This window comes from Amphritea pacifica (assembly GCF_016924145.1).
GTDB classification, from domain to species: Bacteria; Pseudomonadota; Gammaproteobacteria; order Pseudomonadales; family Balneatricaceae; genus Amphritea; species Amphritea pacifica.
This window is the reverse complement of the sequence record NZ_JAFFZO010000231.1, coordinates 1-255: the sequence shown is the minus strand read 5'-3', so window position 1 is coordinate 255 and position 255 is coordinate 1. Positions and strand designations below refer to the sequence as shown.

The 255-nt window shown below is 47.1% G+C and carries 1 protein-coding gene; it reads left to right on the top strand.

Going from position 1 to position 255, the window contains the following annotated elements:
- The coding region (locus tag JW499_RS23275) for a transposase (RefSeq protein ID WP_205212566.1) at positions 1-255 on the top strand (255 nt) is incomplete at both ends.

Below are 255 nucleotides of genomic sequence, written 5' to 3'. Positions count from 1 at the left end.
CGCGACGTTCAGGTGAATGTCGCTTATCGATGGTTCTTAGGCTTGAGCCTGACAGACAAAGTACCTGATGCGTCAACCTTGAGCGCGAACCGTATCCGTCGCTTTAAAGACTCAGATATCTATCAAAATATTTTCGATGAAATTGTGCTGCAAGCCATAAAGCGCAAGCTGGTCGGGGGGCACACCCTTTATACTGATTCCACTCACCTCAAAGCCAACGCAAACAAAAAGCACTTCCAGAAAGTTGAGGTGGAA